The organism is Actinopolyspora alba (genome assembly GCF_900112765.1).
In the GTDB taxonomy this organism is placed as follows: domain Bacteria; phylum Actinomycetota; class Actinomycetes; order Mycobacteriales; family Pseudonocardiaceae; genus Actinopolyspora; species Actinopolyspora alba.
In genome coordinates, this window is record NZ_FOMZ01000017.1 from 44,198 (window position 1) to 59,224 (window position 15,027).

At 68.9% G+C, this 15,027-nt stretch carries 16 protein-coding genes; 7 read left to right on the forward strand and 9 right to left on the reverse strand.

The window, feature by feature from the left end:
* The first annotated feature begins 75 nt into the window (after positions 1-75).
* Entirely contained in the window at positions 76-834 is a 759-nt protein-coding gene (locus BM150_RS21465) for a succinate dehydrogenase/fumarate reductase iron-sulfur subunit (RefSeq protein WP_092929459.1), read from the forward strand.
* A gap of 232 nt (positions 835-1,066) precedes the next feature.
* Here BM150_RS21465 and BM150_RS21470 read toward each other — a convergent pair whose 3' ends face one another.
* Positions 1,067-1,939 carry an SDR family oxidoreductase gene (locus BM150_RS21470; protein ID WP_217641824.1) on the reverse strand — a complete coding sequence of 291 codons (873 nt, stop codon included), beginning with the start codon at positions 1,937-1,939 and terminating at the stop codon, positions 1,067-1,069.
* A gap of 117 nt (positions 1,940-2,056) precedes the next feature.
* Between BM150_RS21470 and BM150_RS21475 the strand changes: the two genes are divergently transcribed.
* Complete coding sequence (locus BM150_RS21475; protein WP_139219621.1) at positions 2,057-2,350, forward strand: DUF3040 domain-containing protein; 294 nt, start codon at positions 2,057-2,059, stop codon at positions 2,348-2,350.
* Between the two features lie 19 nt (positions 2,351-2,369).
* Here BM150_RS21475 and BM150_RS21480 read toward each other — a convergent pair whose 3' ends face one another.
* Together BM150_RS21480 and BM150_RS21485 are read right to left on the reverse strand one after the other, a co-directional pair.
* The gene (locus BM150_RS21480) at positions 2,370-3,053 is read right to left on the reverse strand and encodes an HAD family hydrolase (RefSeq protein WP_092929465.1); all 684 of its coding nucleotides are present in this window, start codon (positions 3,051-3,053) and stop codon (positions 2,370-2,372) included.
* 281 nt (positions 3,054-3,334) lie between these two features.
* Positions 3,335-4,033 (reverse strand): DUF305 domain-containing protein, encoded by a 699-nt coding sequence (locus BM150_RS21485; RefSeq protein ID WP_245755658.1) that lies wholly within the window; start codon positions 4,031-4,033, stop codon positions 3,335-3,337.
* Positions 4,034-4,308: 275 nt separating this feature from the next.
* Between BM150_RS21485 and BM150_RS24300 the strand changes: the two genes are divergently transcribed.
* The 5 genes from BM150_RS24300 to BM150_RS21505 all read left to right on the forward strand — a co-directional run bounded on the left by BM150_RS24300 (position 4,309) and on the right by BM150_RS21505 (position 9,110).
* Positions 4,309-4,455 (forward strand): hypothetical protein, encoded by a 147-nt coding sequence (locus BM150_RS24300; RefSeq protein ID WP_175496960.1) that lies wholly within the window; start codon positions 4,309-4,311, stop codon positions 4,453-4,455.
* Complete coding sequence (gene ctaD, locus BM150_RS21490; RefSeq protein ID WP_092929467.1) at positions 4,452-6,218, forward strand: aa3-type cytochrome oxidase subunit I; 1,767 nt, start codon at positions 4,452-4,454, stop codon at positions 6,216-6,218. The genes BM150_RS24300 and ctaD overlap by 4 nt, the downstream gene beginning before the upstream one ends.
* Positions 6,219-6,386: 168 nt before the next feature.
* Positions 6,387-7,622, forward strand: a complete 1,236-nt coding sequence (gene serB / locus BM150_RS21495) for a phosphoserine phosphatase SerB (protein ID WP_092929469.1) — start codon at positions 6,387-6,389, stop codon at positions 7,620-7,622.
* 13 nt (positions 7,623-7,635) lie between these two features.
* Positions 7,636-8,283 carry a Pr6Pr family membrane protein gene (locus BM150_RS21500; RefSeq protein ID WP_092929553.1) on the forward strand — a complete coding sequence of 216 codons (648 nt, stop codon included), beginning with the start codon at positions 7,636-7,638 and terminating at the stop codon, positions 8,281-8,283.
* 56 nt (positions 8,284-8,339) lie between these two features.
* Positions 8,340-9,110 carry a peptidyl-tRNA hydrolase gene (locus BM150_RS21505; RefSeq protein WP_092929554.1) on the forward strand — a complete coding sequence of 257 codons (771 nt, stop codon included), beginning with the start codon at positions 8,340-8,342 and terminating at the stop codon, positions 9,108-9,110.
* Positions 9,111-9,151: 41 nt separating this feature from the next.
* On the opposite strand, the gene BM150_RS21510 is transcribed toward BM150_RS21505, so the two are convergent.
* The 6 genes from BM150_RS21510 to BM150_RS21535 form a co-directional block, all read right to left on the reverse strand.
* The gene (locus tag BM150_RS21510; RefSeq protein ID WP_175496961.1) at positions 9,152-9,952 is read right to left on the reverse strand and encodes an SDR family oxidoreductase; all 801 of its coding nucleotides are present in this window, start codon (positions 9,950-9,952) and stop codon (positions 9,152-9,154) included.
* Between the two features lie 144 nt (positions 9,953-10,096).
* Positions 10,097-10,747 carry an energy-coupling factor transporter transmembrane component T family protein gene (locus BM150_RS21515; RefSeq protein WP_175496962.1) on the reverse strand — a complete coding sequence of 217 codons (651 nt, stop codon included), beginning with the start codon at positions 10,745-10,747 and terminating at the stop codon, positions 10,097-10,099.
* Positions 10,744-11,418, reverse strand: coding sequence for an energy-coupling factor ABC transporter ATP-binding protein (locus BM150_RS21520; RefSeq protein WP_092929473.1), 675 nt, complete (start codon positions 11,416-11,418; stop codon positions 10,744-10,746). Before BM150_RS21520 ends, BM150_RS21515 begins: the two co-directional genes overlap by 4 nt.
* Before the next feature lie 40 nt (positions 11,419-11,458).
* Positions 11,459-12,601 carry a thiolase family protein gene (locus BM150_RS21525; RefSeq protein WP_092929474.1) on the reverse strand — a complete coding sequence of 381 codons (1,143 nt, stop codon included), beginning with the start codon at positions 12,599-12,601 and terminating at the stop codon, positions 11,459-11,461.
* Positions 12,598-14,064: an AMP-binding protein gene (locus BM150_RS21530; protein WP_092929475.1), complete on the reverse strand. Its 1,467-nt coding sequence runs from the start codon at positions 14,062-14,064 to the stop codon at positions 12,598-12,600. The genes BM150_RS21525 and BM150_RS21530 overlap by 4 nt, the downstream gene beginning before the upstream one ends.
* A complete protein-coding gene (locus BM150_RS21535) occupies positions 14,061-14,600 on the reverse strand; it encodes a biotin transporter BioY (RefSeq protein ID WP_425427438.1) in 540 nt (179 codons plus the stop codon). The genes BM150_RS21530 and BM150_RS21535 overlap by 4 nt, the downstream gene beginning before the upstream one ends.
* Between the last annotated feature and the right edge of the window lie 427 nt (positions 14,601-15,027).

Genomic DNA, 15,027 nt, shown 5'->3' on the forward strand with positions numbered 1-15,027 from the left:
CGCACGGTTCTCGTCCCGGCCCGAGCGTGCTGCGAGTGCGGGCTTTCGGTGAGTGTCGTGGAAGGGACTGTGGAAATGGGATACCGGGCGCGACTGCGCGTGTGGCGCGGTGACGCCGATTCCGGCGAGCTGCGGGACTACGAGGTCGACGCGGAGGAAGGTGAGGTGGTGCTCGACCTGCTGCACCGACTGCAGGCCACCCAGTGTCCGGACCTGGCGGTGCGCTGGAACTGCAAGGCGGGCAAGTGCGGTTCCTGCTCGGCCGAGGTCAACGGCAGGCCGCGGCTCACCTGCATGACCAGGCTGTCGCTGTTCGACACCGACGAGACCATAACGGTCACCCCGATGCGGGCCTTTCCGGTGATCAAGGATCTCGTCTGTGACGTCTCGTACAACTACGTCAAGGCCCGTGAGGTGCCCGCTTTCAGCCCACCCGAGGGGTTGGAGCCGGGGGAGTACCGGATGCAACAGCGGGACGTGGAGCGTTCCCAGGAGTTCCGCAAGTGCATCGAGTGCTTCCTGTGCCAGGACACCTGCCACGTGATCCGCGATCACTCGGAGAACAAGGAGGCGTTCTCGGGGCCGAGGTTCCTGATGCGGGTCGCCGAGCTGGAGATGCACCCGCTGGACTCGCACCAGGAGAAGGGCGGCGACCGTCCGGAGGAGGCGAGGGGCGACCACGGGCTCGGGCTCTGCAACATCACCAAGTGCTGCACCGAAGTGTGCCCGGAGCACATCGGGATCACCGACAACGCGCTCATCCCGCTCAAGGAACGCCTGGCCGACCGGAGGTACGACCCGCTGACCATGTTGTTCCGGCGCAAGCGTTCGTAGCACGCTTCGCGCCGCACGGTATCGGCTCGGTCGCCGTAGCTGGTCGCTTGGCGGAACCGTCGGCGGCGGCGATTTCGCGAGAAATTGACGCGCCTTCGGCACTATAGGTGCCAATTTCTCGCGAAATCGCCGGGCCGCTTCGGCGCGGGGCGAACTCCGGCCACCCTCGCAGCCGGCACCGCCGCCGGAGGTTCCGCCACGGAACCGGCTACGAAAGCCGCACCGGGATACCTCATTTCCCCTGGAGTTTGTCGTTGCGGGAACTGAAACCCCGCCCCAGCTCGGCGACCTCCGCCTCCATCTGCGGTAGCAGCTTCCGCACTGTCGGCAACATCAGCCGTTCCACCAGCCGCGAGGCGGGCAGGTTCCGCAACCAGTGCATCAGCATGACCGACCTGGGAACGTAGACGCGCCTGGCGCGGCGTTCCATGCCCGCCACGAGCGCCCGGGAGCAGTCGGCGACGTTGGTGGTCGAATGCATCGGCCAGGGCAGTTTCGCCCGCATGGCGCGGAAACTCGGCAGATCCGCCGAGGCATCACGAACCAGGTCCGTGTCGATCCAGGAGGGATGCGCGCTTCCCACGGCGACTCCCAGGTGGCCGACTTCGGAACTCAGGGCGCTGGCCAGCGCCTCGGAACCGGCCTTGCTCGCGGTGTAGGCGGCCATGCCGCCGATCGGGGCGAACGCCGACAGCGAGGAGACCACCAGCAGGTATCCCCGCCGTTCCACCAGGTGAGGTAAGGCCGCACGAGCGGTGTGGAACACCCCGTTGAGGTTCACATCCACCGTCTTGGTGAACGCCCGTGGGTCGTGGTCGCGCACGGTCCCGAAGGGAGCCACGCCCGCGTTGGCCATGACCACGTCGATGCCGCCCAGCTGTCGTGCGCTCTCGTCGATGGCCGTCTTGATCGACTCGGGGTCGGTGACGTCGGCCTCGAACCACGGGTGGCCGGTGCCGAGCTCGTCGGCCACCGAAGCCAGCTCGTCGGGTTCCAGTCCGATCAGGGCCACTCGTGCCCCCTTGCGTACCAGATCCCGTGCGGTCTGAGCACCGATGCCACGTGCGGCACCCGTGATGGCGACTGCTTTGCCCGACATCGACATGGGCATGGGGCCTCCCTGCTCTCGAACCGGCCTGCCGGCGGTGGGACGACAAGCCCACAGCCGGGTTACCCATAGTAGGTTACTCGCTCGTAAAGTAAAGGGGAACGAGTTCGTGAGATCGCGTTCACCGCGACCGATCCCGGACTCGTCCGGCCACGAATCACCCGGGACACCAATCATCGATCCGTCGGATTCCGGAGGTCCTCGTTGCGCGCTTCACTTTCGTCCCTCGTGGGAGCGCTGCTGCTCGTGCTCGGTGTGATCTGGACGTTGCAGGGCGTGGGAGTGCTCGGTGGAAGCCCGATGACCGGGGTGACCCTTTGGGCCGTGCTCGGGCCGATAACCGCGCTCATCGGGCTGGCCTCGATCGTGCTCGGTGGCGTCCGGATGCGGCGAGGACGGCGAAAATGAGCGCGGGTACTCGACTCCGCTAGAAGTGCTCGTTGAGGCGGGAGAACGGATCGACCGTGTGGAAGCCGGGGCGCCGCTCCGGCAGCTCACGCATTTCCAGTCCCCAGGTCATGGGGTGCGGCACCAGCACCGCGTTCAACCCCGCGTGCAGTGCGGGCCAGATGTCCGAACGTGGTGAGTTGCCGATCATCCAGGTCCGCGAGACGTCCAGTCCACGTTCGGTGACGAACCGTTCGTAGGTGGCGGTGTCCTTCTCCGGCACCACCGTGGTGTCGGAGAACAGCTCGCCCAGTCCGGACGTCTTGATCTTGCCGGTCTGCTCGTCGGTCTCGCCCTTGGTGAGCAGGTAGAGGTCGTGCCGCAGTGACAGTTCCCGCAGCGTTTCCTCGACCCCGTCGATCAGCTCGACCCGTTGTTCCCGGATCGGTGCGCAGGCCCTGCGCAGTTCGGCGTGATCCGCCTCGGAAACCTCTTCCTCGCGCAGGTGCCGCAGGCAGTCCAGCAGGCTGCGCTCGAAGCTGTCCACGCCGTAGCCGTGAATCCGGCAGTTGATCCGCTCGATCTCGTCCAGCTGTTCCCGCACCTGGTGCCGGGAGAGCTCGGGATGCGCCAAGTGGTCGATGAACACTTCCACCGCGCGTTCGAACAGCACGTTGTTCTCCCACAACGTGTCGTCGGCGTCGAAGATCAGGTTCTCGGCCAACGTTGTCCTCCGTGTGACGACGGCGAACCGGCTCGTACTCCTCGAACCGGTTTCGGGTCGTACCGAAGGCTAACGTCTGGTACGGCCGTACCAGTACCGCCACGTGCAGCAGTGCGAGTGGTGGGAGGTCGGCGAGATTCGCCGAGGGCTCCGCCCCACCCCGTGACAGCCTGCCCGGTGGCCGGGAAGACCGGTGGCCGGGGAGGCCTCCGGGCGTGGAGCCGTCCGGTCACCGGATCCGGTTCATCGCACCTCGAGCGGGGCGGGCGGCCGGTTCGGGATCAGAGGTTTTCCCGCAGCTGTCGCAGCTCGTCGAGCTCGGTGGTGCGGGAGTCCAGGATCGCCGTGGCGATCGACTTCATCTCCTCGTTCGAGCCCTTGTCGATCTCGGTGCGGGCCATCTCGACCACGGCCTCGTGGTGGTCGATCATCGACTTGAGCCACAGCGAGTCGAAACTGCTCTGCTGGACCTCCTCGAGCTCGGTGAGCTCGCCGGAGACGTCGGTTCCAGGCATCTGCGAGTCCTCGCCCGTGCCGACCTCCCCGGGCGTGACCTCGCCCTCGCCGCGTTCCCGCAACCAGCTCCTGATCTCCTCGAGCCGCGGACCGTGCTGCTGTTCGAGCTGCTCGGCGAACTCCACGACCCGTTCGTCGGGCGCGTTCTTGATCGCCACTTCCAGCAGCTGCGTCTCCGACTCGTGATGGGCGACCATCTGCTCGGCGAACTCCAGGTCGGTGTTGACCTGCGTCGTCTCGTCGCCGCTGCCGGAGTCCTCGGCGGGCATGATCGCGCTCGGTGGCGGCGGAGTGCCCGCGCCCGGCTGCATGTCGCTCGGTTCCTCGTAGTTCGGCGAGCAGCCGGTCAGTGCCAGGACCGCGGCCCCAAGGACGCCGATGATCGTGCTCTTGCGCACCGTTTCCTCGCCTCCGGAAATACCGATCCTTCCCCGGGCGGGTCGGGTGCTGCGTACAACCGACACGCCTGCGGAGCCTTCAACCCGCTGGGTCCAGCGGCCCGCCTGACCGAACAGGCGACCACGTGCCAGCTTAAGGGGTGCCTTCAGGGTGATCCGTACAGGTGGTCCCCGAGGGGCGCTGCGCTCCGCCACGGGCTTCCCGTGGGCGCGTTCGCCGCTCCGGCGCCCACTCGTCGTTGTCGCGTGGATCTCACCTTCGGTGCCCTCGGCGAGGGTGATGAATAGAGTGACTACAGCCCGGACGTAGCTGAGCTGAGCGCCGGGACTAATATCCGCAGATGGCAGTCATCGAATCGATCATCGGGGAGCGAGTCGAACCGACATCGGTTGCGACGCTGCCATCAGGGTTAACCGGCCCGAACGGGCCGGGCGGTCCCGTGGTCGGGGCCGACAACGTCTTCGAGGCAGTGCAGGAGGCACCGTGACGGCCGTCGCGCCAGAGCCGATCACTTCGCGCCCCTATCCGGTGCGCAACACGTCCAAGGGATCCACACTGCTGGGACTGCTGCGTACCACCGATCCCAAGCAGATCGGCATCCTCTATCTGGTCACATCGATGGGATTCTTCCTGGTCGGTGGCCTGATGGCCATGCTGATCCGCGGTGAGCTCGCGGTCCCGGGGATGCAGTTCCTGTCGCAGGAGCAGTACAACCAGCTGTTCACCATGCACGGCACGATCATGCTGCTGTTGTACGCCACACCGATCCTGTTCGGGTTCGCCAACTACATCCTGCCGCTGCAGATCGGCGCGCCGGATGTGGCCTTTCCCAGGCTGAACTCGTTCTCCTACTGGCTCTACCTGTTCGGCGGGCTGACCGTGATCAGCGGTTTCCTCGCGCCGGGCGGTGCCGCCGACTTCGGCTGGTTCGCCTACACCCCGCTGTCCGACCCCGTGCACTCCCCCGGTATCGGTGCCGACCTGTGGATCTCCGGCCTGCTCGTGTCCGGTCTGGGAACGATCCTCGGTGGCGTCAACATGGTCACCACGGTGGTCTGCATGCGCGCGCCCGGCATGACGATGTGGCGGATGCCGATCTTCACGTGGAACATCCTGGTCACCAGCGTGCTGATCCTGATGGCGTTCCCGATCCTGACCGCCGCGCTGTTCGGGCTGCTGGCCGACCGGCACCTCGGTGCCCACGTGTTCGACCCGGCCAACGGCGGGGTGATCCTCTGGCAGCACCTGTTCTGGTTCTTCGGTCACCCCGAGGTCTACATCGTCGCGCTGCCGTTCTTCGGGATCGTCACCGAGATCTTCCCGGTGTTCTCCCGCAAGCCGCTGTTCGGCTACACCGGCCTGATCTACGCGACGCTGGGTATCGCCGCGCTGTCGGTGGTCGTCTGGGCCCACCACATGTACGCGACCGGCGCGGTGCTGCTGCCGTTCTTCGCCTTCACCACGTTCCTGATCGCGGTGCCCACCGGTATGAAGTTCTTCAACTGGATCGGCACCATGTGGCGCGGGCAGATCACCTTCGAGACACCGATGATCTTCTCGATCGGCTTCCTGGTGACCTTCCTGTTCGGTGGGCTGACCGGTGTGCTGCTGGCCGCGCCGCCGATCGACTTCCACGTCTCGGACACCTACTTCGTGGTCGCGCACTTCCACTACGTGCTCTACGGCACGATCGTGTTCGCCACCTTCGCGGGAATCTACTTCTGGTTCCCCAAGATGACCGGCCGGATGATGGACGAGCGGCTGGGCAAGGTGCACTTCTGGCTGACCTTCATCGGCTTCCACGCCACGTTCCTGGTGCAGCACTGGCTGGGGAACGAGGGGATGCCCCGGCGCTACGCCGACTACCTGCCCGGTGACGGGTTCACCACGCTCAACACCATCTCGACGGCGGGCGCGTTCCTGCTGGGAGCCTCGATGCTGCCGTTCCTGTGGAACGTGTTCAAGAGCTACCGGTACGGCGAACTCGCCAACGTCGACGACCCGTGGGGCTACGGGAACTCGCTGGAGTGGGCGACCTCCTGCCCGCCGCCGCGGCACAACTTCACCGAGCTGCCCCGGATCCGTTCCGAGCGTCCCGCCTTCGAACTGCACTACCCGCACATGGCCGATCGGATGCGGGTGGAGAGCCACGTCGGTCTCTCCGGCAAGCCGCTGGCCCACGCGGGTGCCTCCGGTGAGTCGGGCCACGGCGGCGACTCGGGTGAGGCCCGCAAGCTCGACGAGAAGTGATATTCGACCTAACGACACCCCGTGCGGGTGTGTCACGGTAATCCCGCTCGACGGGGAGCCCCGGCCGGTCGGCCCACCGATCGGTCCGGGGCTCTTATTGTTCGGAACCGGTTTCCGAACCCCGTAGGGTGGATCCCGGAGTCGAATATCGAGGGAGTGCCGTCAGTCGTGACCACGTCAAATCCCACCACCGTGCTGATGACCGTGACAGGCCGCGACAAGCCCGGGGTCACCTCGGTGTTGTTCGCCGCGCTGACCAGGCACGGAGTGGATGTGCTCGATGTCGAGCAGGTCGTGATCCGCGGGCGACTGGTTCTCGGTGTGCTCGTGGCGACCGAACACGATCCCGAGCAGTTGCAGGAATCCGTCGAACAGGCCATGGCCACCGTCGGCATGGTCGTCGAGGTCGAGATCGACGCCGAGGACGGCGAGGCCGACAAGCTCGGCTCCACCCACGTCGTCACCGTGCTCGGCCAGCCGGTCTCGGCACGCAGCTTCTCCGAGGTGGCCCGCAAGCTCGCCGAGGTCGATGTCAACATCGATTCCATCCAGCGGGTGGCGGACTATCCGGTGACCGGGCTGCAGCTGCACGTCACCGCCGCCGAGACCGGCGAGCAGACCGACGAGATGCTCACCTCCGAGATGACCGACCTCTCCGCGGGGATCGGTGTCGACGTCGCGGTGGAGCGCACCGGGCTGGCCCGGCGCGCCAAGCGACTCGTGGTATTCGACGTCGACTCCACGCTGGTGCAGGGCGAGGTCATCGAGATGCTCGCCGCCAAGGCGGGCCGCGAGGAGGAGGTCCGCAAGGTCACCGAGCAGGCCATGCGCGGCGAGGTGGACTTCTCCGAGTCGCTGCGTCGCAGGGTGGCGGTGCTGGAGGGGCTGCCCGCGTCGGTGCTCGACGAGGTCGGCCGGGAACTGCAGCTGACCCCCGGCGCCCGCACCACCGTGCGCACCCTGCGGCGGCTCGGCTACCACACCGGTGTGGTCTCCGGCGGTTTCACCAGGATCATCGACCACCTGGTCGACGATCTGGGGCTGGACTTCAGTGCTGCCAACGACCTGGAAGTGGTGGACGGTAAACTCACCGGACGTGTCGTCGGCGAGATCGTCGACCGGGGCGGCAAGGCCAGCGCGCTGAAGCGGTTCGCGGAGTCCTACGACGTTCCGCTGTCGCAGTGCGTGGCGGTCGGTGACGGCGCCAACGACATGGACATGCTCGCCACGGCGGGGCTGGGTGTGGCGTTCAACGCCAAGCCCGCGCTGCGTGAGGTGGCCGACACCGCGCTGTCGCACCCGTTCCTCGATGCCGTGCTGTTCGTGCTCGGTGTCACCAGGGCCGAGGTCGAGGCCGCAGATGCCGAGGACGGATTCGTCGCGCGGGTTCCGTTGGAAACGTGAGGTGTACGACTCGATGCTGTCCAGCCGGGCGTGGCCCGTACGTCTGCCGCGGATTCTGCTCGGCGCGCTGGCGTTGATCGCCGTCGGCAGACAGTTCGTCGCGGACCTGGCGTTGCCGGACTTCTCGCCGGTGAACTTCTTCAGCTACTTCACCATCCTGAGCAACATCGCGGCGGGAGCACTGCTGATTCGTCTCGGGGCGGCTCCCGGCCGTGACGGCCGCGCCGTTCTCGAGTGGTTGCGCGGGGGCATGACCGTCTACATGGCCACGACGGGAACCGTCTTCGCGTTGCTACTCGACGGCGGCGACTCGCTGCCCTGGGTGAACACTGTTATGCACCACGTCATGCCGGTGGTGATGTTCGTGGACTGGCTGCTGGTCCGGCCCCGCGTGCGGATCCGCTACACGAGCGCGTTCGCCTGGTTGACCGTTCCGCTGGTCTACGTCGTCTACTCGCTGGTGCGCGGTGCGGTGACGGGGTGGTTCCCCTATCCCTTCCTGCGGCCCGGCACGGCGGGAGGTGTCGACGGGGTGGCGCTGTACCTGGTGGTCATGACGATCTGCATCGCCCTCGCCGCGATGCTGGTCGCCTGGCTGGGCAACATCCGGGTGCGGGAGCGGGAGCCGGTCGAACTCCCGGAGGGACAATCGGTTCCGTGAGTGAGTACGCTGCGGTGCTCCGGCCGCTGACCGACCGCTACGCCTCCTGGCTGTCGATGCCCGCTCGTGCCACGGCCGACACCTCCGAGGAGGATCCCGACAACGTCGTGCTGATGCCGGTGGTGCTGCGCATCGAGCGCGACACGCCGCCGGTTCGCACCGCGCTGCTCGAGGCCTCGGCCGCGGCCGCCGTGGCGGTGTGCCTCGATCAGCGCAGCGAGCCGGGCGGTCCGTGGTACGAGGCCGTCTCCGGCTGGGTCGACGGGCGGATCCGCAAGGTCACCCGCCGCGCCCGTGGCTCCCACTGGCGGGCCGTGGCGGAACTCCCCGGCATCACGGTCGACGTCGCGGGGGCCGAGGCGCGTGCGCTGCTGCCCGCCCGGGTGGCCGACATGCCGCGGGAACTGACCCGGTTGCAGATCTCCGGCAGCGACCTTCCCGGTGACGAGCCGGAGCCCGCCGGGGACGGGAGCCCGGTGCTGTGGTTGAACCCGCACGTCGAAATGACGGCGGGAAAGGCGGCCGCCCAGGTCGGCCACGCCACCATGATCCTGGCCGCGTTGCTGCGGGGGGACGCGGGCCGCTCCGACGCCGCCGGCGAGCAAGCCGCGAGCGAACTGCGCCGCTGGCACGAAGCCGGTTTCCCCTGCGCCGTCCGCACCCCGGACACCGACACCTGGCTGCGACTGCTGCCCGGTGACGACCCCGCCGCCGCCTGGCGTGATCGCGGGGTGGCCGCTGTGCGGGACGCCGGATTCACCGAGATCGACCCGGGGACCGTGACCGTGCTGGCCCAGTGGTCGCACGCGGTCGAAGCGGAGAGCTGAACGCGTTGCCGATCGTCGGGCGAACGGCGATCGGTCCACGCTCAGTGCAGCACGCTTCCCACCTCGACGTGCGGCAGGTCGTGCCGGTAGGGCTGCGTGCCCTTGCCGCCGTCCACCACGAGGGTGGTGCCGGTGATCCACTCGGCCTCGTCCGAGGCGAGGAAGACTATCGCCCGTGCGACGTCCTCGGGGGCCCCTTGCCTGCCCAGGGGGTACGACGCGTTGACCTGTTCCTTCGGGAGTCGTTGCAGCTTCTCGGCGAACGCGGTGTCGACGAAGCCGGGGGCGACGCTGTTCACCCTCACGGCGGGGGCGAGCTGGTCGGCCAGGTGCTGCCGCAGCACTTCCAGCGCGCTCTTGGTCATCGAGTAGACGGGTAGGCGGACGTTGCCGAAGGCGGCTATGGAGCTGAGCAGTACCACCGAACCGCCGTTGTCACGCATGCTCGACCAATAGGCCAGCTTCGCGTACTCGAGAGCGGCCACCACGTTGAGGTCGTACTCCTTGCGCATGACCTCGGGATCGAGTTCGAGTACCGGAGCGTTTCTGGAAATGTTCGTCGCCGTCGTGTAGACGAGTACGTCCAGCTTCCCGAGTTCCGCCGTCGCCGTCTCGACCGTGGCCCGGCGCTCCTCGTCACGGCGGGCGTGCCCCACCACGGGCAGTACGGCGGTGCCGGTTTCCTCCTTGATCAGTCGCGCCGCCTCGGTGAGTGTCTCCTCGTTCCGCCCCGTGATAGCGACGGAACCACCCTCGGCCGCGATGTCCCTGGCGGTGGCGAAACCGATGCCTCGGGACGCGCCCACCACCAGTGCGCTCTTGTTCCTGAACCTTTCACTCACCAGAGCCTCCCGGAGCCGACGAGGTTTCGGTCCGCGAAGCTAGTCGCCGGGATTGACACGAGACTGACAGAACGTTGACTCCGCTCCCGACAGCACGACGGGAAAGGTCATCCACCCGGAGACCGACCCCGAAGCGGGGGAGGACTACTCAGCCCGGGAAGCCGGACTCGGCACGGCGTCACTTCCGGACTCGTCACCGACCCCACGAGCGGCCAGGGCCTCCCCGAGCTCGTCGGCGTGCCGCAGCGTGCGGATCAGGAAGGGAACCGCGAACGCCGCGACCGAACGGCTCGCGTCGCGCGCCCGCTGGGCCTCACGGGTCTGCCGCGCGATCACCGACAGCGCTCCCACCGCCTGAATGGTCAGCCCCACCAGCAGCCCCAACATCTCCGGGCGCACCCCCAACCGGCGCAGCGGGGACGCCGCTCGCTCGATCGCCGCTACCAGGTCGTCGACCCTCGTGGTGAGCGTGAACAGATTGGCCGCCCCGATGGCCACCAGCAATCGCAGACACACCACCACCGCGCTCTCCACCCCCAGCAGCCACCACTGCAACGCGAAAACGACTCCCAGCAGTACCAGCACCGTGCGCATGGTGCGCAGCACCAGACCGGGGCGGATCCGTGCCACGGCGTACCCGGCGCAGACCACCCCGGCGAACCCGGCGAGCTGCCACGGACGGTCGAACACCACGACCAGGGCCGCGAACACCAGCAACCCGAGGAACTTCCATCCCGCCGGCAGTCGGTGCAGCGGGCTCCGGCCGGGCTGGTAGAGGCCGATCACATGGCTCATGCCACCAGCTCCCGGTAGTACCGCAGCGCCGCTCGGGGCTCGTCGTCGGCGACCACACGTCCCTCGTCGAGCACCACCACCCGGTCGAAATCGTCCAGCAGCTCCAGGTCGTGGGTCACCAGCACGATCTGCTGTTCGAGACCGCGCAGCCGTTCGACGAACCGGCGCTTGTTGCGCAGGTCCAGCAACGTGGTGGGCTCGTCGCAGACCAGCACGTCGGGTTCCAGCACCAGCATCGCGCACAGCGCGAGCAGCTGTTTCTGCCCACCGGAGAGCTGCTGGGCCGGATGGTCGGCATAACCCGCCAGGCCGTGCTCGGCCAGCGCCTCGGCGGCCCTGCGCTCCCGCTCCGCCTTGGAGAGCCCCTTCCCGCGCAGCGAGAAGGCGACGTCCTCACCCGCCGTGGGCATGACTATCTGCGAATCCGGGTTGGTGAACACGAACCCCACCCGGCTGCGTACGCGGTTGCCCGCTTTCGCGGGATCCGACCCGTCCACCAGCACCCGCCCACTGCTCGGCAGCACCAGCCCGTTGATCGTCCGTGCGAGGGTGGACTTGCCCGACCCGTTGGCCCCGACGAAGGCCACCCTGCGCTCGTCCAGCCGCAACCGGACGTCGTCGAGCACCGCGTGCTCGCCGTAGGAGTGACCCACTCCGTCGAACTCGATCAACCGATCCTCCGCATCCCCGGATCGCCCCGCGATCCGCTACTCAACGAACCAGTTCCCACATCGTCGCGATCCCCAGACCGCCACCGGAGGACAGCGCGGCCATGCCCACCGATTCTCCGTGGTGCAGCATCCGGTGGAACAGCCGCACCACCAGCACCGCACCGGAGGCCGCCCAGGGGTGCCCGAGCGCGATCGCACCACCTTCCGGGCTCACCAGCCGCTCGTCCAGCCCCACGGCGTCCAGGCACGCCAGCACCTGCCCCGCGAACGCCTCGGTGAACTCCACCACCTCCGGAAGGCGCCGCTGTCGCCGCAGCACGGCGTCCATCGCGGGAACAGCCGCTGTGCCCAGTCGGTTCGGGTCGGTGCCCACGATCTCCGCGTCCAGCAGCCGCAACCCCGGCAGCCCGCGCTCGCGCCGCAGGCGCTCGCTGGTCACCGCCACCATCGCGGCTCCGTCGGCGATGCCGCAGGAGTTCGCGGCCGTGGCCGTGCCGCCGCTGGTGAAGGCCGGTGGGAAGCGGGCGAGTCGTCGGACGTCGAACCCGGTACGCGGTCGCTCGTCGTGCCGAACGCCGGTCATACCGACCAGCTCGGCTTCGAACCGCCCGTCCTCCCGCGCCGCCGAGGCACGCCGGTGGCTGCGCGCGGCGAACTCGTCCTGCCGCTGCCGCGTGATCCCCGCCTCGGCCGCGACCAGGTCGGCCGCGGGCCCCATATCGGGATCGCCGACGTCCGGCGGAGCGAACGGTGCCCGGGTGTAGAACCGTGGAGGGTCGGTGACGTCGCGCGGTCGCCAGGCACGCCAGGGCGCGGTCGATGCGCTCTCCGCGCCGCCCGCCAGGTAGCGCTCTCCGACACCGGCCGAAACCAGCCGGGCGGCGGTCACGATCGTGCTCAACCCGGAGGCGCACTGCCGGTCCACCGTCATCCCTGGGGTCTCCGGACCGAGCCCGGCGCGCAGCGCGGCCACGCGTGCCGGGTTGCCGCCGGGACCGCGGGTGTTTCCCAGCAGCACCTCGTCGACCCGCTCGAACCCGGCGTCGTCGAACACCGCCGAGGTGGTCGCTCCCGCCAGCCGGTCGAGTTCGACGTCGCGCAGCGAGCCACCAGCGGTACCGATCGGGCTGCGGCGCCCGGCGACCACCACCGGGGTCAGCGGATCGGGGACAGCAGCGCTCATCGCGGCACCTCGGGGCGTAGCTCCCCGGACGCCACCCGCTCGCGCACCGTGCCGCGCGCGGGTTTCCCGGTGGGGGTGCGCGGCAGCTCTTCCACCGAGAGCCAGCGTCGGGGCCGTTGTGCGCTGCCGAGCGAGTCCCGCGCCAGCTGGCGCAGCCCGGCGAGGTCCACAGCGCCCGCCGACTCGGGTTCGATCACGGCGGTGACCAGCGAACCGAACCGGGGATGCGGGGTGGGAACCACAACCACGTCGAACACCCCCGGCGCGGTGCGCAACACGTTCTCCACCTCCTCCGCGGTTACGAGCCTGCCGCCGGTCTCGATCGTCGTCGACCCCCTGCCCAGCACCCGGAAACCGTCCCGGTGCGAGCCCGTCGCGAGATCCCCCACGCTGTGGAAACCCGGTTCGACGGCGCGCAGCACGCCCGAATCCAGGCAGCCGCTGAAGCTCAGCGGGGAGCGAACCCACAGCGTGCCGGGGTCGGTGCCGTCGCCGGTCGTATCGGTCGAATCGCCGATCCGGACCTCGACGTGCTCGGCCGGGTGCAGCAATCCGTCCGCGCCGCGCAGCGCCACCACGGAGTGCTCGGCCGAGCCGTAGTACTCCACGAGTTCGCAGTCGGGCAGCAGCTCGCCCAGCCGCTGCCGGAGTTCCTCGTCGGGTTTCGCCCCGCCGCACACGAACCTCCGCACCCGGCACGCGGCGAGCAGTCGCGGCTCACGTTCCAGCACCGCCAGCAGCGCGGCCAGCATCGAGGGCACCAGGTGCACGGCGGTGGCTCTGGCGCACGCCTCTGCGGCCTCTTCGACGGACCAGCGCCGCGACAGCTCCACCTCACAGCCGAGGTGCATCGCGTGCAGTGCGCCGAACAGGAACAGCGAGGAACTCGGCGGGCCGGGGATCAGCACCGTGTCCCGTCCGGTGATCCCGACGTCGAAGGCCTCGAAGCTGTACCACCAGGAACGCCGGGTGCGGGCCAGCACCCGCGCACGGCCTGTGCTTCCCGAGGTGGTGGGCAGGTAGAACAGGCTCGCGCCGTCGCCGTCCGGCAGGACCGTACCGCCCGGTTCGGGGAGGGGACCGCTCGCGAACACGTCCGGTGCGGCCTCGCGCAGCACACCCGCTCGTTCGGTGCCGCTCCACCCCGGATCGGCCAGCAGCGTGGCCGAGCCCAGCAGATCGGCGCCCAGCAGCCGGGCCAGCCGGACCGTCGGGTCCCGATCGGCTTCGACGAACACGCGACTGTTCGGCCCGGCGCCCGCCGCCGCCAGCTCGGCGGCGGCCGAGTGCGCGCCGCGGACCAGTTCCGTGCCCGTGAGCTCTCCCTCCGGGGAGCGAACGGTGCGCGGGATGCCACCCGCGAGGATCGGTGGCAGGGCCGGGCCGGGGCTCGACTCCGAGCTGTCGGGACGGCGCCGCCGCGGTGACGGCGTCGGGGGCAGCGACGGTGTCGGGGACGTCATCGGGCCGTGCGCTCCCGGCGCGGTGTGGCGTTCGGGAAGGCGCGGTGCACGGCGACGGCCACCAGCGACACCAGCACGACCTTGGCGAGATCACCCGGGACGTAGCCGAGCATGGCGATTCCGGCCGCGCGGAAGTCGCCCATGGCAGCGGCCATGACCGGCAGCCCGACCAGGTAATCCACGGTGATGCCCGCCAGGTTGGCCAGCAGCAGCACCGGCAGCGTGGGTTTGCGGACGAGGAACACGATCAGTCCCACCACGAGCGCCGAGAGGATCCAGCCGAACAGGAAGCCCGCGCTCGGGCCGACGAAGGGCGCGATCCCGCCGCGCCCGCCGGACAGCAGCGGCAGCCCGAGTGCCACCAGCCCCAGGAACAGCGCCACCGAGGCCGTGCCGCGGCGAGCGCCCAGCAGGCTGCCGCACAGCAGCGGCCCCGTGTTCTGCAGCACGATCGGCACCGCCGAGCCCGCGAGGTAGATGCCGGGGAAGGTGCCCAGCACGGCGGTGAACGCGGCGAACACCACGATCCGGGCCAGATCGGCCGCGGGCCGGCCGCGTTGTTCGGAGACGGGACTCGGGGAGGCGGACCGCGAGGGGGCGGAATCGGACACGCTGCTCTCCTGTGCGAACGATCGGGGAACGGCTCACCCGAACCGGGGGCAGCTGGCCCCCGCTCGTTCCGGTGAGGCTTCCGCCGATCGGCTGACGGAAGCGGCGCAAACCTAACCGGCTCCGGCCCGATTACAGAAAAGATCGCCTCGCGTTGTGGGGTTCCCACAACCGGGCGGTGTCGATTTCGCGCGAAATCGACGCTCCCCGCTGTGAAGCGGACCACAAGCGATCCCCGTGTGTCGGCATCGCCGGGTTTACGAAGACTCAAAGAGGAAATCCGGGGGGTGTCCCGAAATGTGCCCGGATCCCCGGCTGTGGGGCGTCTCCCAGCCGTGGGGGAGTGGGTGTGAT

Bases quoted from the DNA above. Each gene is read 5' to 3' on its own strand.
- BM150_RS21465 (WP_092929459.1), top strand. From the start codon at position 76: ATGGGATACCGGGCGCGACTGCGCGTGTGGCGCGGTGACGCCGATTCC.
- BM150_RS21470 (WP_217641824.1), bottom strand. From the start codon at position 1,939: ATGTCGATGTCGGGCAAAGCAGTCGCCATCACGGGTGCCGCACGTGGC.
- BM150_RS24300 (WP_175496960.1), top strand. From the start codon at position 4,309: ATGGCAGTCATCGAATCGATCATCGGGGAGCGAGTCGAACCGACATCG.
- BM150_RS21500 (WP_092929553.1), top strand. From the start codon at position 7,636: ATGCTGTCCAGCCGGGCGTGGCCCGTACGTCTGCCGCGGATTCTGCTC.
- BM150_RS21505 (WP_092929554.1), top strand. From the start codon at position 8,340: ATGCCCGCTCGTGCCACGGCCGACACCTCCGAGGAGGATCCCGACAAC.
- BM150_RS21515 (WP_175496962.1), bottom strand. From the start codon at position 10,747: ATGAGCCATGTGATCGGCCTCTACCAGCCCGGCCGGAGCCCGCTGCAC.
- BM150_RS21525 (WP_092929474.1), bottom strand. From the start codon at position 12,601: ATGAGCGCTGCTGTCCCCGATCCGCTGACCCCGGTGGTGGTCGCCGGG.
- BM150_RS21530 (WP_092929475.1), bottom strand. From the start codon at position 14,064: ATGACGTCCCCGACACCGTCGCTGCCCCCGACGCCGTCACCGCGGCGG.